At 63.7% G+C, this 19,644-nt stretch carries 17 protein-coding genes; 6 read left to right on the plus strand and 11 right to left on the minus strand.

Features of this window, described 5'->3' with window-relative positions; all coding sequences use genetic code 11:
- The first annotated feature begins 217 nt into the window (after nucleotides 1–217).
- The 4 genes from ACZ1JM_RS00410 to ACZ1JM_RS00425 all read left to right on the plus strand — a co-directional run bounded on the left by ACZ1JM_RS00410 (nucleotide 218) and on the right by ACZ1JM_RS00425 (nucleotide 5,983).
- A complete protein-coding gene (locus tag ACZ1JM_RS00410; protein WP_465132131.1) occupies nucleotides 218–955 on the plus strand; it encodes an ABC transporter ATP-binding protein in 738 nt (245 codons plus the stop codon).
- Nucleotides 952–2,391 (plus strand): ABC transporter permease, encoded by a 1,440-nt coding sequence (locus ACZ1JM_RS00415; RefSeq protein WP_465132132.1) that lies wholly within the window; start codon nucleotides 952–954, stop codon nucleotides 2,389–2,391. Before ACZ1JM_RS00410 ends, ACZ1JM_RS00415 begins: the two co-directional genes overlap by 4 nt.
- Entirely contained in the window at nucleotides 2,388–3,668 is a 1,281-nt protein-coding gene (locus tag ACZ1JM_RS00420) for a DUF3526 domain-containing protein (protein WP_465132133.1), read from the plus strand. Before ACZ1JM_RS00415 ends, ACZ1JM_RS00420 begins: the two co-directional genes overlap by 4 nt.
- A gap of 185 nt (nucleotides 3,669–3,853) precedes the next feature.
- On the plus strand, nucleotides 3,854–5,983 hold the full coding sequence (locus ACZ1JM_RS00425; protein ID WP_465132134.1) for a TonB-dependent receptor: 2,130 nt from the start codon (nucleotides 3,854–3,856) through the stop codon (nucleotides 5,981–5,983).
- Between the two features lie 37 nt (nucleotides 5,984–6,020).
- Here ACZ1JM_RS00425 and ACZ1JM_RS00430 read toward each other — a convergent pair whose 3' ends face one another.
- From ACZ1JM_RS00430 to ectA, 7 genes are read right to left on the minus strand one after another with little or no spacing between them, the layout of a single operon-like run.
- Nucleotides 6,021–7,304 (minus strand): MFS transporter, encoded by a 1,284-nt coding sequence (locus ACZ1JM_RS00430; protein WP_465132135.1) that lies wholly within the window; start codon nucleotides 7,302–7,304, stop codon nucleotides 6,021–6,023.
- A complete protein-coding gene (locus ACZ1JM_RS00435) occupies nucleotides 7,301–8,548 on the minus strand; it encodes an MFS transporter (RefSeq protein ID WP_465132136.1) in 1,248 nt (415 codons plus the stop codon). Before ACZ1JM_RS00435 ends, ACZ1JM_RS00430 begins: the two co-directional genes overlap by 4 nt.
- A gap of 7 nt (nucleotides 8,549–8,555) precedes the next feature.
- Nucleotides 8,556–9,998 (minus strand): aspartate kinase, encoded by a 1,443-nt coding sequence (locus ACZ1JM_RS00440; protein ID WP_465132137.1) that lies wholly within the window; start codon nucleotides 9,996–9,998, stop codon nucleotides 8,556–8,558.
- Nucleotides 9,995–10,921, minus strand: a complete 927-nt coding sequence (thpD, locus tag ACZ1JM_RS00445; RefSeq protein ID WP_465132138.1) for an ectoine hydroxylase — start codon at nucleotides 10,919–10,921, stop codon at nucleotides 9,995–9,997. Before thpD ends, ACZ1JM_RS00440 begins: the two co-directional genes overlap by 4 nt.
- Nucleotides 10,922–10,940: 19 nt before the next feature.
- Nucleotides 10,941–11,345, minus strand: a complete 405-nt coding sequence (locus ACZ1JM_RS00450) for an ectoine synthase (protein ID WP_465132139.1) — start codon at nucleotides 11,343–11,345, stop codon at nucleotides 10,941–10,943.
- Nucleotides 11,346–11,374: 29 nt separating this feature from the next.
- On the minus strand, nucleotides 11,375–12,694 hold the full coding sequence (gene ectB, locus ACZ1JM_RS00455; RefSeq protein ID WP_465132542.1) for a diaminobutyrate--2-oxoglutarate transaminase: 1,320 nt from the start codon (nucleotides 12,692–12,694) through the stop codon (nucleotides 11,375–11,377).
- Nucleotides 12,695–12,709: 15 nt separating this feature from the next.
- Nucleotides 12,710–13,198, minus strand: coding sequence for a diaminobutyrate acetyltransferase (gene ectA, locus ACZ1JM_RS00460; RefSeq protein WP_465132140.1), 489 nt, complete (start codon nucleotides 13,196–13,198; stop codon nucleotides 12,710–12,712).
- Between the two features lie 293 nt (nucleotides 13,199–13,491).
- Here ectA and ACZ1JM_RS00465 point away from each other — a divergent pair, with 293 nt between their 5' ends.
- Nucleotides 13,492–13,953 (plus strand): MarR family winged helix-turn-helix transcriptional regulator, encoded by a 462-nt coding sequence (locus ACZ1JM_RS00465; RefSeq protein ID WP_465132141.1) that lies wholly within the window; start codon nucleotides 13,492–13,494, stop codon nucleotides 13,951–13,953.
- Here ACZ1JM_RS00465 and nhaA read toward each other — a convergent pair.
- From nhaA to ACZ1JM_RS00480, 3 genes are all read right to left on the minus strand, one after another.
- Nucleotides 13,950–15,152, minus strand: coding sequence for a Na+/H+ antiporter NhaA (nhaA, locus tag ACZ1JM_RS00470; RefSeq protein WP_465132142.1), 1,203 nt, complete (start codon nucleotides 15,150–15,152; stop codon nucleotides 13,950–13,952). The genes ACZ1JM_RS00465 and nhaA overlap by 4 nt on opposite strands.
- Nucleotides 15,153–15,299: 147 nt before the next feature.
- Nucleotides 15,300–15,983, minus strand: coding sequence for an RES family NAD+ phosphorylase (locus ACZ1JM_RS00475; RefSeq protein WP_465132143.1), 684 nt, complete (start codon nucleotides 15,981–15,983; stop codon nucleotides 15,300–15,302).
- The gene (locus ACZ1JM_RS00480; RefSeq protein ID WP_465132144.1) at nucleotides 15,983–16,387 is read right to left on the minus strand and encodes an antitoxin Xre-like helix-turn-helix domain-containing protein; all 405 of its coding nucleotides are present in this window, start codon (nucleotides 16,385–16,387) and stop codon (nucleotides 15,983–15,985) included. The genes ACZ1JM_RS00475 and ACZ1JM_RS00480 overlap by 1 nt, the downstream gene beginning before the upstream one ends.
- Nucleotides 16,388–16,615: 228 nt before the next feature.
- Between ACZ1JM_RS00480 and ACZ1JM_RS00485 the strand changes: the two genes are divergently transcribed.
- Nucleotides 16,616–17,509 carry an SDR family oxidoreductase gene (locus tag ACZ1JM_RS00485; protein ID WP_465132145.1) on the plus strand — a complete coding sequence of 298 codons (894 nt, stop codon included), beginning with the start codon at nucleotides 16,616–16,618 and terminating at the stop codon, nucleotides 17,507–17,509.
- Nucleotides 17,510–17,560: 51 nt separating this feature from the next.
- On the opposite strand, the gene ACZ1JM_RS00490 is transcribed toward ACZ1JM_RS00485, so the two are convergent.
- Complete coding sequence (locus tag ACZ1JM_RS00490; protein WP_465132146.1) at nucleotides 17,561–19,609, minus strand: TonB-dependent siderophore receptor; 2,049 nt, start codon at nucleotides 19,607–19,609, stop codon at nucleotides 17,561–17,563.
- Between the last annotated feature and the right edge of the window lie 35 nt (nucleotides 19,610–19,644).

A 19,644-nucleotide genomic window follows, 5' to 3' on the forward strand; every position in this document is an offset into this window, starting at 1 on the left:
ACAGCGCCATGGCAAAAGGGAGGGTTCCGGCGAGTAGGCCGCTGCTTTTCGAGGAGCGCACGATCGGTTTCCTGAAGCTTGAAAGTTACACGAATGGAGCGTGCCCGCCCCCTGCGTGCCGCCTTTGGCAGCGCGCATGACGACGGTCAATGATATGTTGCAACATGACATAAATCGAGGCAGTAGGGCTGAAGTCCTTGAATTGTCACGAGCGTCCATGATGAATTCCACCCCGCCGATCCTCATCGATCACCTCGAAGTCGCGTATGGCGAACACCGCGTGCTGGATGCCTTGTCGCTTACCGTGACGGCAGGCAGCATCACCGCTCTGCTGGGTGGCAATGGTGCGGGCAAATCGACAACGTTGGCGGCGTTGCTCGGGTTTGTTCGGGCCAATTCCGGAAGCGTGCGGGTGTGCGGCATCGATCCGGGAACGGCGGCGGATGAGGCCCGGCGCAAGATCGCTTATCTACCAGAGAATGTAGCGCTCTACGACCATCTGAGCGCGCTCGAGAACGCGCAATACCTGCTCGCGCTGTCCGGCGAACGGCAGGATCGCACGTCGATCACCGATGCGTTCGCGGCAGCGGGACTGCAGGAACAGGCGTGGGACTTGCGCCTTGGCGGGTTTTCCAAGGGTATGCGCCAGAAAGTGGCCATCGCCGTCGCCCTGCTGCGCGCCGTACCGGTGCTGCTGCTGGACGAGCCGACATCCGGCCTCGATCCCAGAGCAACGGCCGATTTCAACGCGCTGGTATCGTCTGTCCGCGACCGTGGGACGGCAGTGCTGATGGTCACGCACGACTTGCTTAGCGCGGCGGACGTGGCAGACCGCATCGCGTTTCTGGAAGCTGGCCACATCGCCGAGGACGTCGCTGCAAGTGGGCCGGATCGCTTCGATGTGCGGGCGCTACATGCACGGTTCGCGCTGCGCGACACAAAGGTGGCGGCGTGAGCGCAACATCCCTGATCGCGCGTGAGGAACTGCGGTTGATGGTGCGCAATCGCGTGGCCGTCATCTCCTTTGCGCTTCTGGTGGCGCTGACCGTCGTGGCGACCGTCAGTTCCTGGGCGCACCAGCGCGGGATTGCGGAACTGCGCGCGCGGCATCAGCATGCGGCGGAAACCGCCTTCGATGCGCAGCCCGATCGCCACCCGCATCGCGTGGTGCATTACGGCACCTTCATCTTTCGCCCGCTTGGCGTGCTGGCGGCGTTCGATCCCGGGGTCGATGCCTTCACCGGGAACAGCATGTTTCTGGAAGGGCACCGCCAGAACACCGCCAACTTCGGCGATGTGCGCCAAAGTTCTCTCCTCGTTCGCTTCGGGCAATTGACCCCGGCGTTCGTGCTGCAGGCCCTTGCGCCGCTGCTGCTGATCTTCCTTGGCTACGGTGCCATCGCCCGTGAAACCGAGCGCGGTACGCTTCGCATGCTGATGGTGCAGGGGGCCGGGCGCGGGCCAATCGTGCGAGGCAAACTTCTGGCGTTGGGCACGGTGGCGATGCTGGTGGCGCTGCCTGCGGTGATCGGCCTCGTTGCCTTGTCCGGCCAGCCCGGCGCGCTGGCGCTGCCAATGATCGCCATCATCGTCGGATATGGGGCGTATCTGGCGCTGTGGGTGCTGATGATTGCGCTGGCTTCGGCGTGGGCCTCGCGCAGCCGCGATGCGCTGCTGCTGCTCATCGCGCTGTGGGCGATCATCGTTGTTCTGCTGCCGCGCGTGGCGCCCGATGCTGCCAGCGCAGCGGTCCCGCTCGGCAACAGGCTACAGACGGATGTCGCCATAGCGCGGGATTTGCGCACCATGGGCGATGCCCATAATCCTGACGATCCGCACTTTGCCGCCTTCAAGCATGCGGTGCTCGATCACCACGGCGTCACCCGGGTCGAGGACCTGCCGGTCAACTACAAGGGCCTGGTGGGCATGGAAGGCGAACGCCTGACATCCGAATTGTTCGACCGTTATGCCAACGAGAGTTATCGCGCCCAGGCGCGGCAGAACGCCATCGTGGACACCGTCGGACTGCTCAGCCCCGCTATTGCCCTTCGATCCCTGTCCATGTCTGCCGCCGGCACCGACTTTGCTGCCCACCGCGGTTTTCTGGAGCAGGCAGAGGCATACCGCTACCAGCTCGTCCAGCGCCTCAACCGCATGCAGGCGGAAGGCGTCAGTTATGCCAACGACACCGCTGCCGATCCGGGGGCCGATCGCCGCAAGCGGGTCGACGCCAGTAACTGGCAGGCCCTGCCCGATTTCGATTATCGCGCGCCTTCGGGCACATCGCTTGCGCTGAGGGCGCTGCCGGGGATTGCCGTCATCCTCGTCTGGCTTGCGGCGGCGGGGCTGCTGCTTGTTGTCGCTACCCGGCGATTGGGAGCACGCCGATGACTTTATGGACACACGAACTGCGTCTGTTGCTGCGTCAGCGTCTGGCATCGGGCGCGCTGGTGTTGCTGGCCGTGCTTACCATCGCCGCGCTGGTCGCCGGGATGGCAGAAGTGTCCCGCCAGCGCGCCGCGATCGCCGCCATTCCGCAGGCGCAATCGGAAGACATCGGCGCGATTGCCGACTGGGTCGATAAATCCAAGGATGCCGGAAGCGCAGCCTACTACAGTTTCCATGCGACGTGGGACGCGCCATCGTCCCTTGCTTTCGCCGCGCTGGGGATGCGCGATGTATCGCCTTACATTCTGCGCGTGCGTGCGCTGGGCCTGGAAGCGCAAATCTACGATGGCGATACGTTCAACCCGGAACTGGCCTTGCCCGGCCGGTTCGACTTTGCGTTCGTGCTGGTGTTCCTCGCGCCGCTGTTCGTGATCGCGCTGTGCCATGACCTTGTTTCGGGCGAGCGCGAGGCGGGTCGTCAGCGCACACTGGACGCTCTGCCGCATGGCGGCCAGGCACTATGGCGGCGGCGGACGCTGTTGCGGCTTGCCCTGCTGTGGGCAGCGCTGGCTATCCCTTTCGCGGGAGCGGCCATCATCTCGGGCGTGGGGCTTGTCGCGATCCTTGCCGTCTTTCTGGTGACGGCTGCGTATGTGCTTTTCTGGATCGGGCTCGCCGCTTTGATCGGGCGGCTAAAATGGAGTTCGGTCGCCAACGCCGCCACGCTGGCGGCGTGCTGGCTCATCCTCGTGCTGGTGCTGCCGACGCTCGCCAATGTGGCGATCAACCGCGCCGTGCCGATCAGCCAGGGGGCAGAGATCGCCATGGCGCAGCGTGAAGCCGTCAACGGCGCATGGGATATCCCGCGCGAGGAAACGATGCGCCGGTTCTATGCCAATCACCCCGAATGGTCGGACTCCGCGCCTCTCGGCCCGGAATTCCATTACAAGTGGTATTTCGCCTTTCATCAGGTCGGTGACGAAAGCGTAGCCAGCAAGGTTCAGGCCTACCGCGCCGGTCTGGAAGCCCGTGACAATGCTGCGCGTAGCCTGGGATGGGTCCTTCCGTCGGTTGGGGTTCAGGCGTTGCTGACCCGGATGGCAGATACCGATCTGACGGCGCAGTTATCGTATCAGGATCGCATTCGATCGTATCACAGCGCGCTTCGCTCCTTCTATTACGGCTATCTGTTCCGGGACCTCCCGTTCGGAGAGGCGGATTTCGATCGGGTCCCGCGCTTCGGCGATCAGGCTGGCGGAGTGCAGGTGACAACGCGGTGAGGCGAGGAAGGAGCCGGGCACTGTGTTGCAGAAGTGCGGCACTATCCGGGTACACAGAAACAATTTGCAATATGCCGTCGTGAAACGTTGTATCATATCATTGAAGTGAGTAGGTGCGCTTTGCCGCCAATGCTTCCCCCGGGGAGTCGCCGCGACGCAATGTGAATCTCCAAGGTGCCTGCCTCATGAAAAACCAGCTTCTTTCCAGCTGTGCGTTCGCCGTCCTTTTTATTCCCGCCATCGCCCACGCGCAGGCAGACCCTGCGTCGCAAAGCGCAGGCACGGATACGTACCACCAGTCCGCCGGGTCGGAGATCATCGTCACCGGGGTGCTGCCCACTCGTCGTCTGGACATGCTTTCCAGTGTCGCCGTCGTCCAGGGCAAGGAACTGACCCAGGCGATCCGTGCTTCGATCGGCGAGACGCTGGCTCATCAGCCCGGGGTTTCGGCCACGTCCTTCGGCCCCAGCGCATCGCGTCCGGTGCTGCGCGGCTTGCAGGGTGAGCGGGTACGAGTGCTGACCAACGGGCTTGGCTCGATCGACGTATCGAACACCTCGGTCGATCACGCAGCCGTCGTAAACCCCCTGCTGGCAGAGCGCATCGAAGTTCTGCGCGGCCCGCAGTCGTTGCTGTACGGATCCTCGGCGATCGGCGGCGTGGTCAACGTGATTGACAAGCGGATCCCCACCGCCGTCCCCAACGAAGCCGTGCACATCGACGCCCTTGGGTCATACGGATCGGCGGCGGACGAACGCTCGGTTTCGGGGTCGATCGACGTGCCGCTGTCGGGCGGATGGGTGGCACATGCCGATGGCAGCTATCTGAAAAGCGATGACATGCGCATCGGCGGCTACGCACTTACCCGGTCCTTGCGCGATCAGGCTCTCGCGACCAGCCTGCTACCGGCGGAACCGGCCGAGCCAGGCGAAGATCCGATCGATTTCGCTGCCAATGCCGGGGTCAGGGGCAAGCTGCCCAATTCCGCCGCCAGGACCTGGACGGCGGGCGCCGGGCTTGCCTACATAGGCAGCGGCGGCAACATCGGTGTCTCCTACAGCCATTACGACAGCCTCTATGGCGTTCCGATCCGCTTCGCCACCCAGCAGGGGCAGGAGCAGGAGGCACCCCGCCTCAGCCTGAAGCAGGACCGTATCGACATGCGCGCCGAAATCGACGGCGACGGCAATGTGCTCGACAAGGTTTCGCTACGCTTGGGCTATGCCGACTACACCCACGCCGAGCTTGAAGAAGACGGTTCGGTCGGCACCGCCTTCTACAACAAGGGGATGGAAGGCCGCCTCGAGTTTACGCAGGCAAAGCATGGCGCCTGGCATGGCGTGACCGGTGTGCAGATGTACAACCGCGATTTCAATGTGATCGGGGAGGAAGCGTTCCTGCCCAAGAACACCACCACGCAGATCGGCGTGTTCACGCTGCAGCAGCTCGATTACGGTGCGCTCAAGTTCGAGGCGGGTGGTCGTTACGAGCATACTTATTTGTCCGCGAACCCACTTGTCGATCAGCCCCAGTTCTTCGATGGCAGCCGGACGTTCGATTCCTTTTCGGGCTCGCTCGGTGCGTCCTATGGGCTGAACGACCACTGGCGCCTTGGCCTCAACGTCTCCCGCACCAGCCGCGCGCCTGCGGCGGAAGAACTGTTCGCCAACGGTCCGCATGCCGGCACGCAGGCGTTCGAAGTAGGCAACCCGGACTTCAAGCTGGAAAAAGCCACCAGCGTCGAGGCGATCCTGCGCGGCAGCGGCGCGAACTATACGTTCGAAGCCTCGGCCTATCACACATGGTTCTCGAACTTCATCTACGAGGATTTGACCGGCGAAGAGGAGGACGGCCTGCCCGTCTATGCCTTCCGTCAGGCGGATGCCCGTTACTACGGGTTCGAAGTGCAGGGTTCGTTGACGTTGGCCCGGTTGGGCGAAGGGAAGATCGTTGCCGATGCTTTGGCAGACTATGTCCATGCGCGGGTCGAGAACGTCGGCCCCGCACCGCGCATCCCGCCGCTGCGCGTCTTGGGCGGGCTCGGCTACCAGTCACCCAAGTTCGACATTCGCGGTGAAGTCGAACACGCGGCCAAGCAGGATCGCGTTGCCGAATTCGAAACCACGACGCCCAGCTACACCCTCGTCAACGCCGAGGTGAACATCAGGCCATGGGGCAACGACCGCCCGCTCAGCTTCGCGGTTTCGGCCAACAACATCTTCGATGTCGTCGCGCGGCGGGCGTCTTCCTTCCTGAAAGATTACGCGCCGTTGTCTGGCCGTGACATCCGGGTGAGCGCCCGGCTCAGCTTCTGACGAACATGCCGGGGCGGCGCCCACCGCCCCGGCTGCATCATGCAGAGCGCAGCGGCTGGCGGGCGGTTTCCTCGGTAAAGCGCAGGGCGATCATGCCGACGATGCAGGCGATCATCATGACGTAGGCGGGCATCAGCGGATCGCCGGTCCGGTCGATCAGCCAGGCGTTCGCGGCAGGGGCGGTGCCGCCGAACAGCGAGGTCGACAGGTTATAGGCGATGGCGAACCCGGCAAATCGCACCGGCGTCGGGAAGAAAGCGGGGAATGTCGCCGAAATCGTCGCAAGTTGCGGCACGTAGAGCATGCCCAGCAGCGCATAGCCGACAACCGCGCTCGCCAGCCCTGCGCCCATCACGTGATAGATCGGAACCACTGCCAGCGTGAGGCCGATCAGCGATGCCATCCACATCGGTTTGCGCCCGATCCGGTCCGACAGCAGGCCCGCAAACGGCAGCAGAACCATCATGAACAGCATGCCCGCGATCGGCACCGCCAGCGAGGCGTCGGTGGACAGACCGAGGCGGCGCTCCAGATATGTTGGCATGTAGCTGAGGAGGGTGTAGTTCACCACGTTGAGCGCGACCACCAGCCCGCCCATCGCGAGAAGCGGGCGGCGGTGGTAGCGCATCAGGTCGCGTATCGGGGTGGCGGCACTCGCCTGTCCGCTTTCCTCGACCTCGCGAAACAGCGGCGTTTCTTCCATGCGAGAGCGCAGATAGACGCCGACGAAGCCAAGCGGACCCGCCAGCAGGAACGGCAGGCGCCATGCCCAGTCACGCATCGCCGCGTCGCCAAGCAGCAGCGAAAAGCCCAGCATCAGCAGAGCCCCGCCGCAGAAGCCCGCCAGCGTGCCGACTTCCAGAAAACTGCCATAGAAACCACGTTTTGCGTCCGGCGCGTACTCCGCCATGAAGATCGCTGCGCCGCCGTACTCGCCGCCGGTGGAAAACCCCTGAACCATGCGCAAGAGCACCAGCAGCGCGGGCGCCCACATACCAATTGTGGAGTAGGACGGGATCAGCCCGACGCCGACCGTGGCCGCCGCCATCATCACGATGGTCACGCCCAGCACCGTCTTGCGGCCCAGCCTGTCGCCGAGCGGCCCCCAGAAGAACCCGCCAAGCGGGCGCACCAGAAACGAGATCGCGAACGTCGCCAGCGCGAACAGCGTCTGCTCGGCTGTTTCCCCGGGGAATAGTGCGGCTGAGATGTACGTCACGCCATAAGCGTAGATGCCATAGTCGAACCACTCGGTCGCGTTGCCGATGGCAGAGGCGGCGATGGCGCGATGAAGCACGGCGGGCGGAGTTTCTTGCGTCATAAACGGGTGCTTTCGTCCGCCGTCACCGGGTCGGAAGTGGTCGACATGCCGGTGGAGAGCGGGGTCGTGCGGGGCAGCACGACATAGGTTTCCTGAAGATGCGTCGGCACCGGTTCTGAGCGGACCTGACGCCACAACCCGAAGGCGAGCGCGCCGCCCGCGCAAGCGGCGATGAACAGGAACAGTCCCGCCGTCCCGAGCACGGTCATCGCCACGGCGCCGAGCGAAGGGCCGATGGCGGCGCCCAGCGAGTAGAGCAGCACCAATCCGCCGCTGGCGGCGACGCGCTGCTGCGCGGAAAGATGGTCGTTGGTATGCGCGACGCACAGGGGGTAGAGCGCGAAGCTAAGCCCGCCGAACAGCGCGCCGAACAGCATCAGCGGTGTGGTTCCGGTCGTCAGCGCGATGGCGAGGCTGGCGGCGAGCGTTCCGGCAAAGCCGATGACGATCACCGTGCGCCGGTCCATTCGGTCGGACAGGCGGCCAAGCGGCCACTGCAGCGCCACGCCGCCGGTGATGACCACGCTCATGAACACGGTCGTCGCGGCAAGGTCCAGCCCGGAGCGCCGGGCATAAACCGCGCCCATCGCATAGAACGCGCCCAGCATCACCCCGGTCAGGCACGCGCCGACGATGCCCAAAGGCGACACCGCGTAGAGTTCGCGGAAGGACAGGGAGGACGCCTCTTCCAGAGCCGGTGCGGCGATGCGCGTCAGCACGACCGGCACGGCGGCAAGCGAAATAAGGATCGAGCCTGCGAGCAACGGCATGGAGGAGGAAGCGCCGCCGATGTTGAGCGTGAACTGCCCGATCGCCTGCCCCCCGTAGAGCGCGATCATGTAGCCCGCCAGGATGCTGCCCCGGCTCGCGCCTTCGGCCCGTTCGCCCAGCCAGCTTTCGAGGCATACGTATATCCCGGCAAGGCACACTCCGTCGGCAAAGCGCAGCGTGCCCCAGAACGGTGCGTCGCGGTGAATGGCGTAAGCCAGCGTGCTGGCGCTCAGCACCGCGACGAAGGCGGCGAAGGCGCGAATATGGCCGATCCGTCGCAGCAGTGCCGGTGCGCGCAGTGATCCGGCGACAAGCCCGGCGAAGTACGCGGTGCCAACAAGGCCGATCGCCAGCGTACCCGATCCCGCGCGCTCCAGACGCACGCTGACGAGGGTGTTCATGAAGCCGCCGCCCGCCATCAGCATGAAGATGGCGAGCAGCAGGCTGCGCACGGGCAGGATCGCGCTCAGCATCGAAGGATCAGGCGGCCGCGCGTTCTTCCGACGCGCCAGCGCTTTCCACCAAGGCTTTGTGCAGTGCGCGCACGGCGGGGTGGAAATCCTCGACCCCGACGATGAACTGCACGTCCACGTTGCGGATCTGGTGCTGCATGGCAATCATGCCGATGCCTTCCTTCGCCAGCGCCATCAGCGCGCGCGGGACAAGGCCCGGTGCGTTGAGATCGCTGCCAATGACCGAGACCATCGCGACCGGCTGCACCGTTACCGCAGCGCCGGGCCAGCGGGTTTCGATGTCGGCAACGATGCCCGCCATCTGCGCGTGGTCAGTGCCCGACAGATAATGCGTTATCGTGTTGGCGTTGGAGCTTTTGCTGACGATCCAGGCGCCATGCCTGGTCAGAGTATCGAGGATCGCGGCGTCATAGCCTTTTTCGCCCACCATATGCTGTTCGAACACCTGCAGGGCCTGCACCGATGCGAGGCCGGTGACGATCTCGACGCGGGGAGCTTCGGAGACGTAATCACCCCTGATCAGCGTGCCACCATCATGCCGGTCAAAAGTGTTGCGCACGCGCAGGGGAATGCCCGACTGGCGCAGCCCGCGCCCGGCGCGTGGATGGATCGCTTCCATACCCAGGTTGGCGAGCTGGTCGGCGACGTCATAGTTGGTGCGCCCGATCTTGCGGGCCGCTGTTTCACCGACAAGGCGCGGGTCGGCGCTGGAGAGGTGGAACTCCTTGTGGATGATCGCCTCGCGCGCCTGCGTCAGCACCGCGATGCGCGAGAATGTCATCTCGGAATACCCGCGCGCATAGCGGCGCACCATACCGCCTTCGCATCCCGCATACCCGGTGACGACCGGCATCTGGGTGGCGAGATCAATGGGCGAGAGCGCTTCTTCGATGCGCCCGTCCAGACTGCGCATGTCCTCATGGTTCCACAGGGTGAGGTCCACGAACACCGCGTTGACGCCCCGGTCGCGCAGCATCAGCGCGGTCGAGTGCGCGGAATGCGCTTCGCCAAGTCCGGCCAGCATTTCACGCACGGTGGTCATCTGCTCTTTCAGGCAGAAGCGGCCGTGGGCGCGCAGACGGTCGAGATCGTCGAGGCAGGTTTCCAGTGCGGCGATGCGCCGGGCGACGAAGGCGTCGGCCTCCTCGCGGCTTTCGGTGCGCGCAAACATCTGCGCATTGCGCGCCCGCATCGTATCCATCACGTCCGACAGGGCCGAACGCCATGCGCCCGGAACTTCGTTGCGGATGAAGTGTGCATGCACGCCCGGCTCGCCCGACTTCTTGTTTTCCAGCAAGAGGTCGGTCATCCCGGCATAGGCGGACACAACAAAAATGCGGTTGTAGAGGTCAGCGCCCTCGCGCCCTGCAACCAGCACGTTGTCGAACACGGTAGAGGTGGCGGCCATCGATGTGCCGCCGATCTTTTCCACGGAATGGGTCCGGGTCATGCAGCAATTCCTTCAAGGCTTTCAGTGATCCGGCCGGACACCGGCACGATCGTCTTCACCTCGCGCGCGGCAATGAATGACGGGCGCGGCGTGGCAGCGGCGAACGGCGCCTGCAGGCGGTTGCTCACCGCGTTATAGACCAGAAAGGCATTGGCGCGCGGGAAGGGAGTGATGTTGCCGTTGGACCCGTGCATCGTATTGCAGTCGAACACGATGACAGTGCCCGGCTTGCCCGTCGGCGCGACGATGCCCTGACGGTGGGCCAGTTCGGCCAGCGTATCTTCATCAGGCACACCGTATTCCTGCTTGCGCAGCGATGCCTTGTAATGATCGTCCGGCGTCTCTCCGACGCAGGCGATGAACACGTGCTGCGATCCGGGTATGACCATCAGAGGCCCGTTGTTGGGCGTATTTTCCGCCAGCAGTACGGACATGGACAGCGCCCGCATGCGCGGCATCCCATCCTCGGCGTGCCAGGTCTCGAAGTCCGAGTGCCAGTAGAACTCCTTGCCCTTGAAACCGGGTTTGTAGTTCAGGCGCGATTGATGGACGTAGACATCGTCGTCGAGCAGCCAGGATGCGACACCGGCAAGCCGTTCATCATCGGCGAGGCGGGCCATCATGGCGCTCTGTTCGTGAATCTCGAAAATCGATCGGATTTCGCGGCTGCCCGGCTCGGCGATGACGGTTTCTTCGTCCAGCCCCTGCGGATCGCCCAGCAGGCGTCCGGTTTCGGATTGCAGCGCGGCCATTTCGGCTTCGGAGAATACATCGTCCAGCACGAGATAGCCGTCGCGATCGAACTGCGACACCTGATCGGCGGTCAGCGGCGCGCCCGGCTGCCATGCGCGGCGGGCGACCGGCTCGCTGCGGGCAAGCAGCTGAGGCTTGGCCGCGTGGCGGGTGGGATAGTGGTCTTGCATCAGTGCCCCTTCCGTATCCTTACTCCGCCGCAACGGCTTCGCTGGTGTCGGCAGGGTACGCGCCGCTCTCGTCGTGTACTTCGCGACCGGTGACGGGCGGATTGAACACGCAGGCGCACAGGATGTCCTCGACCGGGCGGACGATATGCTTGTCGTTTTCGTTGAGCGCATACATCACGCCTGCCTTCAGCTCATGCGTCAGGCCGGTGCCCAGATCTTCGATGGTGCCCGATCCCTTGAGCACGAGCACGGCTTCCTGGTGGTTCTGGTAATGCATGTGCAGTTCCTCACCGGCGAACATCGTGGTGACATGGAATGAAAAGCCCATGTCATCGTCCTTCAGCAGCAGCCGGTCGGACTGCCAGCCATTGGAAACGACGTGACGGTCTGACTTGCGGACATCCTTGAGTTGGCGAACGATCATGTGTGTATTCCTTTGAAATAGGGGAGAGTTCAGGCCGCGACGCCGATCCGGGCGAGGGGGCGGCGCACCGGCGCGATCGCTTCGGCGAGCGCTTCTTCCAGAATGTCGAGCCCGGCTTCGAGCACGGCATCATCGATGGTCAGCGGGGCCAGCACTTTGACGATTTCGTCATGCGCGCCGCTGGTTTCGATGATCAGGCCCTCGTCGAAGCAGGCCGAGGTGACGCGCGATGCGATGGCGCCATCGCCCACGTTGATGCCGCGCATCATGCCGCGCCCGCGGGTCGATAGGCCGTGGCGTTCTGCCATTCGTTCAAGCCGCTGCTCAAGGATGCCGCCGCGCCGGGCGACCGCATCGATGAAGGCGGGATCAGCCCAGAATTCACGCAGGGCGGCAGTGGCGGTGACGAAAGCGTGGTTGTTGCCCCGGAACGTGCCGTTATGCTCGCCCGGCTTCCAGATATCGAGATCGGGCCGCATCAGCGTCAGCGCGAAAGGCAGGCCCATGCCGGACAGTGATTTGGCGAGCGTGACGATATCGGGCGTGAAGCCCATGCCTTCAAAGCTGAAGAAACCGCCCGCGCGGCCACATCCGGCCTGAATGTCATCGACGATCATCAGTGCGCCATGCTTCCTGGCGAGCGCGGCGATGCGGGCCAGCCATTCGGGACGCGCGGCGTTAAGGCCACCTTCGCCCTGCACGGTTTCGACCAGGAAGGCGGCGGGTGCGTCAAGGCCGCTCGAAGGATCCGACAGGCGCTGTTCGAGCAGATCGGCGGTGTCCACCTCGTCGCCGTAATAGCCGTCGAACGGTTCATGGCTGACGTGGCTGAGCGGGACGCCCGCGCCGCTGCGTTTTCCGGCGTTCCCGGTGCAGGCGAGGGCGCCCAGCGTCATGCCGTGGAAGCCGTTGGTGAAAGCGACCACCATTTCCCGGCCCGTCACCTTGCGGGCCAGCTTGATCGCCGCCTCGACCGCGTTGGTACCTGTCGGGCCGGTAAACATCGCGCGATAGTCCAGCCCGCGCGGCTCAAGGATCACGTCTTCGAACGTGCGCAGGAATTCGGACTTGGCGTCGGTGTGCAGGTCCAGCGCGTGGGTCACGCCGTCGCTGGCGATATAGTCCATCAGCGCGGCTTTCAGCACCGGGTGGTTGTGGCCATAATTCAGCGACGAGCAGCCCGACAGGAAATCGAGATAACGTCCACCTTCGCTGTCGTGCAGCCATGGTCCCTGCGCCTTGCCGAACTGACGCGGCATGGAGCGCGAATAGCTGCGGACCTTGGATTCGCGGCGGTCATAGATCTTGGTATCCGGCGCGATGGCGCTCGGCATGGGGGTCTTGGTCATCATTGGATTTCCCTGTCAGGTATGGGCGGACGGCAACGGGGCGATGCTCGCCTGCCATTCCGTTTCGTGCGCACCGGCAAAGTGCGCGTCGCGCTCGAAGCGCGGCGATCTGGTCAACGTCGCGCCGTGACGGCGGGCGAAGGCCGTGAACAGACCCCAGCTTGCGGGGTTGTCCTGGGTGATGGTCGTGGTCAGCGTGGTCGCGCCGTATACCGCCGGGCGAGCCAGCAGGTCATCCAGCATCCGGCCTCCCAGCCCTTCCCCCCGGGCGGAGGCATCGACGGCGACTTGCCACACGAAGATCCGTTCGGGGTGGGAGGGAGGGCGATACCCGGAGATCCAGCCGACTACCTTGCCGTCCCGCTCGGCGACCACGCACGTATTGGCGAAATCGCTGCACTGAAGCAGGTTGCAGTAGGCGGAATTGGGATCGAGCGGGGCAGATGCCGCGATCAATGCCGTGACGGCGGGACCGTCCTCGGCGACGGGGCAGCGCAGGACCATTGCGGGCGTGATGCCTTGGCCCGGCGGCGCGTTCTTGGAAGCCCCGGAATCGCTCCGATGGCTTACCTCGTCCGCATTCAAATCTAAGATTACTTCACCCTCCGAAGCACATCATGGTGCTTGGCTATTGCCTCATCGTGACTATCTCTGCACAAAACATAGCTGTTATGAGCTATATTGCAACTGCGAGATCCAAGAATGGTTCCTCGCTAAGGTCGTATTCTGTCATTTATCTTCCACCTTCGAAGCATCTTCCCGCTTGGCGCAAACCCCCGCCACAGCTAGCTGTAGGCATGGATTCCGACCTCACGCCTGCGGCCCTGACGGCGCTGCGAAAAATTCTTGATGCGGCCGATCTCGACAATCGCAAGATGGCCGCCGCGACCGGGCTTACCCCGTCGCAAGGGTTGGTGCTGCGGCAGATCTGCGCCCATGAGGCAATCACGCCCAGCGCCGTCGCCACCTCGCTACGCTTCGGGCAGGCGACCATCACCAATATCGTGGACAGGCTCGTCGCAGGCGGCCTGGTGACGCGAACCCGCAGCGCGGCGGACAAGCGCCAGATGCTTCTCCAATCGACCGAGGAAGGGCGTGAAAAGCTTAAAGCATCTCCGTTTCCGCTGCAGTTGCGCTTCAGTGAAGGGTACGCGCAACTCGAGCGCTGGGAGCAGGCCATGCTGCTGGCGGCGTTGGAGCGACTGGATGCGTTGCTCACGCCCGGCGCCGTGGCGGAAACGTCGAGCGCTGAACGCTAGGCCGGGCTTGCACTCGTTCCAGTGTGGGCGGTGGCCGGATCGCCTTTGGCCCGGTACAGGATCGCAAAGCCGATCAGGCCGGAAAGGAACGACCCCGCCAGCACGCCAATCTTGGCCTCGGACTGCAGCAGGGGACTGCCCGGAAACGCCAGCAGCGTGATGAAGATGCTCATCGTAAAGCCTATCCCGCACAGCATCGCAACCCCCAGCAACTGAAGGCGGCTTGCATGCGCGGGCATGTCCGCCAATCCCATGCGGATGACGAGGGTAGAAAACCCGAACACGCCGATGACTTTGCCGATCAGCAGCCCGGCGGCTGTGCCGAGCGTCACCGGCGCGGCGAACGCCCCCGCAGGCAATCCAAGGACAGGCACTCCGGCATTGGCCAGCCCGAACAGGGGGAGCACCAGAAAACTGACGGGCTTGTGCAGGATGTGTTCAAGACGGTGGAGCGGGCTGACGCAATCGGCGTCCGAACGGCCGGGGGTAAGTTCAAGCGGCAGCGTGAAGGCCAGCATGACGCCCGCCAGCGTGGCGTGGACCCCGGATCGCAGCACCAGCACCCACAGGATCGCTCCGACCAGCAGGTAGGGGGACAGGCGGCGTACACCAAGGCGATTGAAGGCTGTCAGCACGGCTAACGCGACGGCGGCCCCGGCAAGATAAGCCACCGACAAGCCGGTCGTGTAAAAGGCGGCGATGATGACCACCGCGCCCAGATCGTCAATGATCGCCAGCGCGGCCAGAAACACCCGCAAGGACACCGGAACGCGTTTACCGAGAAGGGTGATGACGCCGAGCGCAAAAGCGATGTCGGTCGCCGCCGGGATCGCCCACCCGGTGGCGGTCGCCCCCCGATTGAATGCGAGGTAGACGAGCGCGGGCACGATCATCCCGCCCAGCGCGGCGGCCCCCGGAAGGATGCGTCGCGGCCAGGTCGCCAACTGGCCATCGAGCACCTCGCGCTTGATCTCCATGCCCACTAGCAGGAAGAACAGCGCCATCAGTCCATCGTTGATCCAATGCCCCAGCGACAGGGGACCAAGATACACATGGAGAAGTGCCGCGTAGCCGGAACCCAGCGGTGAATTGGCGATCATCAACGCCGTCACCGCTGCGCCCATCAGCACGATCCCGGAGGACGACTGTGCTTCCAGAAAGCGTCGGATCGCGCTCGCGCGGGCAAGGGGGTGTTTCATGGTCTCAATCTTTCGGACGCAGGTGACTTGCCGCTGGCGGCCCGACCAGCGTGAAAACCTGCCCGCATCGATATCTCGCAAGCGAACACCCATCGGTCCTATCGCATCAAGAGCGACCGATCGCAATCCGTCGCGGCCTGCGGCATGTCAGCCGAATGCTCTCTTTTCATAAACGGTGGTGATCGCCTGGCCATCCCATACATAGCACAAGTGCCGTTCCTGTCGGCAATGGGAGAGCAGGCGAGGGCGGAATACGGCAGCACACTCGCCCCCGGCGTACCGTACGCTGTGATAGACGATACCGTCAGCGCCTGCGCTGCGAAGTTTTCCGCCAAACGCATGCCCCGCAGCGTAGTTGTCCGCATCGTACAGGGCCGAATATGCGTCGCGAAGGCCGCGAATATCGTGCAGCATGGCATCCAGGTCCACGGCATAGACACGCATGTCCAGCTCCTGCGCAGGTTCGCTGGTGAATGCCATGAAGCGAGCACGATGATGGCTCGTCTCGGCAACGGCGGTATCGATCGTATCGGCGGCATAGAAGACGCCGAAACTGCCGTCGGAAAAGCGGCTGCCATCGGGATTGAGATGGGTAAAGGCCGCCATGATCACCGAACTGCCCGGCCCGGATACCCGATCATCGGACGGCACCAGGGCGAGGTCGCCAACCTCGTCGCGCAACCGGTCGTTGGTCATCGCCTCGATCGCGTAGACCGCTTCGAGGTCCGCCGCGTCAGCGACGTTTTCAAACAGGGATATGGGCGGAAAACGACTTGCGATGATGCGGTAGCACGGCTGCCACAGCACGCGCGCCGTCGATACGTCATCCATCAGCCGCGCTGCGCGTCGATATACTGGCGCACTACATATAGATCGGCGACATTGCCCGAGGCCATCCGTTCGATCGCAGGTCGTCCGGCGAACAGTGGCGCCTCGTTCGGCTTGCGTACCCATTCGTCCGCCGTGCGCGGTAGGAGCATCTGCAATCCCTTGTAGATGCCCATCACATAGGAAATCCGCTCCAGCGCATCCTTGGGAATGGCCGACACCGAACCGCGTTTCCAGGTCTGGAACGTGGAACGATTGTCCAGGCCCAAAAGCTTCATCTGCTCGGCTTCCTTGAGGCCCCAGGCATCGGCAATGCGGAAAAACGTGCGCAGCGCCGGTCCGGTCAACTCCCTGCGATCGGGCGTTTTGGTATGAACGGGGCTTTTGGAACGAGCAGCGGTCGCCATGGCGAAATCCTTTCGATCACAGATATGTGTGATATCTACACAAAAATCAACACATGATCATATATCGGATCGTAGGTTTGACCAACTGCTTGCGCGGAAAAACTCAATTCCCTGTAAAAGAACAATTTTCGAACTCCTGCATTGTTCAGACAAATCCGGCCCAACGGACTTTCGGCGAAGGTCATTATCATCCCAAGCGCCAACAGGCCCATTAAAGGAATCCCCCAAATGACAGACCGTCTGACCATGCAGGATCCGCGCCATCAGTATCCCCGCCCGCCTTTCCCGCATCAGCCCCAACCCGCGCCCGGTATCGCCGGAAAGATGGAGCCGGTTCCTGATCATGGGGAAACGAGCTATCGGGGTGCAGGCAAATTGACGGGCCGCAAGGCGCTCGTCACAGGCGGCGACAGCGGGATCGGCCGGGCTGCTGCGATAGCCTACGCCCGCGAAGGAGCGGACGTTGCCATTTCCTATCTGCCGAGCGAAGTGGCCGATGCCGCCGAAGTGATCCGGCTGATCGAAGCAGAAGGTCGCAATGCAGTCGCTCTCCCCGGCGACATTACCGACGAAGACTGGTGCCGAACCATGGTTTCGCGCGCGGTCGAAGGGCTGCGCGGCCTCGACATTCTGGTCATCAACGCCGGCCACCAGCAATACCGGGACGACATTTCGCAGGTGTCATCGCAGGATTTCGACCTGACGATGAAGACCAATCTATACGCCATGCACTGGATCATTCAGGCCGCCGTTCCGCATTTGCCTGCCGGTGCCACGATCATCACCACGGCGTCAGTGCAGGCGTATAGCCCGTCCGCGATCCTCTTGGATTACGCGACCACCAAGGCGGGCATCGTTGCGTACACGCAAGCACTGTCCAAGCAGCTTATCGAGAAGGGCATCCGCGCCAACGTCATCGCGCCGGGTCCGTTCTGGACGGCGCTGCAGTCCTCTGGCGGCCAGCCGCAGGACGCGGTGACGACCTTCGGAGAGCAGACGCTGCACGGTCGCCCCGGACAACCCGTGGAAATCGCCCCGGTCTACGTCCTGCTGGCCAGTCAGGAGAGCAGCTACATCAACGGTGAGGTCTACCGCGTCACCGGTGGCAAAACTGGGGCTTGATCGAGCAGGCGAGTACTTGGCAGGTTGGTCGAGGCTACCACCATCAATGGCTCAGAAGGTAGCCGCCACCGTAAAGCGCACGTTTCGCGGGGCGCCGGGGACGGTCCAGACGTTCGCATAGGAGCTGCTGATATAGTACGTGTCGAACAGGTTATCGACATCAACGCGGGCCGTCACTTCGTCCGTGACGGCGTAGCGGGCCGCCAGGCGCACCGTCGTATAGGCGGGAAGCCGATAGCTCGTGCCAAAAGGATCCCCCGCGCGGCGTCCAACATGGGTGATGCCGCCGCCAATGCCCAGGCGACCGAGCGATTTCATCGCGAACACGCTGGCGTTATGGCGCGGCACGTTCGACAGCGGCTTGCCGATCAGCGCCGCATTCTGGTCCTCCCGGATTTCGGCGTTGAGATACGTGTAGGCCGCGGTGACATAGAGGTCGTTTTCGCGCGTGTAGGTCAGTTCGGCCTCGGCGCCCCGTGACCGCTGGCGACCGATCTGCGTCTTGACGAAGGGATCGACGGCGTTGGGGTTCACGACGTTGCGCTTTTCCATGTCGAATACCGCTGCCGTGCCGGTGAGCCGGTTTTCCAGCATGGCCACCTTCAGTCCTGCCTCGGTCGAATGGCTGCGCTCCGCATCGAACGTGGTGGTGCCGTCCGAGGGATTGAGGCGCATCGATTCCCCCCAACTGGTATACAGCGATACGCCGTTGGCGACTTGCCATGATAGAGCAGCGCGCGGCGTGATGCGTTTGTCGTCAGTATCGAAGTCGCGACGGCTCAGGCGGTTGAATACGTCCTCGCGAAAGCTGTTCCAGCGGGCGCCGAGCAGCAAGGTAAAAGGCCCATGGCGAACAACGTCCTGCGCATAGACGCTCTCGCTGCGGAAAGAGGTCGTGCGGCTGAGCGATGCGGGCGGGGTCGGCAACGGCTGCCCGTATACCGGATCAAAAAGATCAATGGGCAGCGCCGGACGCGTTGGGGTTCCACGAAACCGGTCAAGCCGGAAGTCCAGTGCGTGGCGAATCCGATCGACACCGAAGCGCAGCACATGTTGCATTCCGAGCAGTTCAACTTCGGCCGTCAGTTCCGCACGCAGAGTCAGATCGTTCCAGCTGAAATCGTGATAGCGGCGATCCCGCCCGGCTGTGCGATTGTCAGGCTGTAACCCGCGCGCGCCAAAATCGACCATGGTGCCGAATCCGCGCAGCGAGCCATCGCGGTGACTGCCGCCGATCTCCAGCCCGATCCCGCCGCCGAGCTCGGCGAACAGGCTGCCCTGCTGCCAGAAGATCTTTTGGGCGATGCGGCCGTCACCGGGTTCGCCCACGAACGTAGATCGCTTCATCGCACGGGCATTTCCCGCAATGGCGACTATACCACGGTCCAGCACCGTGTCGTTGCGCATGTACTCAGCCTGATACAGCAGGCGCAGACCGGGCAGGGGCCGCCACGCAATCGACGGCGCGATGAGTTTGCGCTTTGCATCGACGTAGTCGCGGAAGCTGTCGCGGTCTTCCACCGCGCCCACGAGGCGAACGGACAGGTCCGCGGCTATCGGTCCGCCGATATCGGCGGTGACGCGGGCTGCGTTCCAGCTGCCATAGCTGACACTGGCAGCGGCATGGGCGTGATCCAGCGGCGCTTTCGTGACGATATTGACGGAGCCGCCCGGCTCTCCTCGCCCGGACAGCGCGGCGCTGGCACCCTTCAGCACCTCCACCCGCTCGATCGTGGCGGTATCGACCGGGGCGTTGAAACCGAAATTGCTACCGAAACGATTGATGAGAATATCCGGCCCCGCGTTCTCGTCTCCGGCGAAGCCCCGGATCGCGTACTTGTCCCACAATCCGCCGAAGTCGTTCTGACGGGAGACACCGCCCGCGTAATCGAGCGCATCCTGAAGTCGCGGGGCATTCAGATTGGCCAGGGCATCCTTATCGAGCACCCGGACCGATTGCGGATAGATGGTAAGCGGTGTGTCGGTGCCGAGGATGCTGGCGTTAGCGTCGCGGGCCGTGACGATGATCTCCCCCGCTGGCCCGCCCGGTTCGATGGCCTCGGTCTCAGCAACGGCGGGCGTCGCGCAAACCAACGACAATCCCGCGCTGCACAGACACACTAATCGCCCTTGAA

This window comes from Novosphingobium sp. BL-S-24, assembly GCF_055521575.1.

What these genes read in the sequence shown, in the direction of transcription:
- ACZ1JM_RS00410 (WP_465132131.1), top strand. Translation starts at nt 218, where the DNA reads ATGATGAATTCCACCCCGCCGATCCTCATCGATCACCTCGAAGTCGCG.
- ACZ1JM_RS00420 (WP_465132133.1), top strand. Translation starts at nt 2,388, where the DNA reads ATGACTTTATGGACACACGAACTGCGTCTGTTGCTGCGTCAGCGTCTG.
- ACZ1JM_RS00425 (WP_465132134.1), top strand. Translation starts at nt 3,854, where the DNA reads ATGAAAAACCAGCTTCTTTCCAGCTGTGCGTTCGCCGTCCTTTTTATT.
- ACZ1JM_RS00430 (WP_465132135.1), bottom strand. Translation starts at nt 7,304, where the DNA reads ATGACGCAAGAAACTCCGCCCGCCGTGCTTCATCGCGCCATCGCCGCC.
- ACZ1JM_RS00435 (WP_465132136.1), bottom strand. Translation starts at nt 8,548, where the DNA reads ATGCTGAGCGCGATCCTGCCCGTGCGCAGCCTGCTGCTCGCCATCTTC.
- ACZ1JM_RS00440 (WP_465132137.1), bottom strand. Translation starts at nt 9,998, where the DNA reads ATGACCCGGACCCATTCCGTGGAAAAGATCGGCGGCACATCGATGGCC.
- thpD (WP_465132138.1), bottom strand. Translation starts at nt 10,921, where the DNA reads ATGCAAGACCACTATCCCACCCGCCACGCGGCCAAGCCTCAGCTGCTT.
- ACZ1JM_RS00450 (WP_465132139.1), bottom strand. Translation starts at nt 11,345, where the DNA reads ATGATCGTTCGCCAACTCAAGGATGTCCGCAAGTCAGACCGTCACGTC.
- ectB (WP_465132542.1), bottom strand. Translation starts at nt 12,694, where the DNA reads ATGACCAAGACCCCCATGCCGAGCGCCATCGCGCCGGATACCAAGATC.
- ectA (WP_465132140.1), bottom strand. Translation starts at nt 13,198, where the DNA reads ATGGTCCTGCGCTGCCCCGTCGCCGAGGACGGTCCCGCCGTCACGGCA.
- ACZ1JM_RS00465 (WP_465132141.1), top strand. Translation starts at nt 13,492, where the DNA reads ATGGATTCCGACCTCACGCCTGCGGCCCTGACGGCGCTGCGAAAAATT.
- nhaA (WP_465132142.1), bottom strand. Translation starts at nt 15,152, where the DNA reads ATGAAACACCCCCTTGCCCGCGCGAGCGCGATCCGACGCTTTCTGGAA.
- ACZ1JM_RS00475 (WP_465132143.1), bottom strand. Translation starts at nt 15,983, where the DNA reads ATGGATGACGTATCGACGGCGCGCGTGCTGTGGCAGCCGTGCTACCGC.
- ACZ1JM_RS00480 (WP_465132144.1), bottom strand. Translation starts at nt 16,387, where the DNA reads ATGGCGACCGCTGCTCGTTCCAAAAGCCCCGTTCATACCAAAACGCCC.
- ACZ1JM_RS00485 (WP_465132145.1), top strand. Translation starts at nt 16,616, where the DNA reads ATGACAGACCGTCTGACCATGCAGGATCCGCGCCATCAGTATCCCCGC.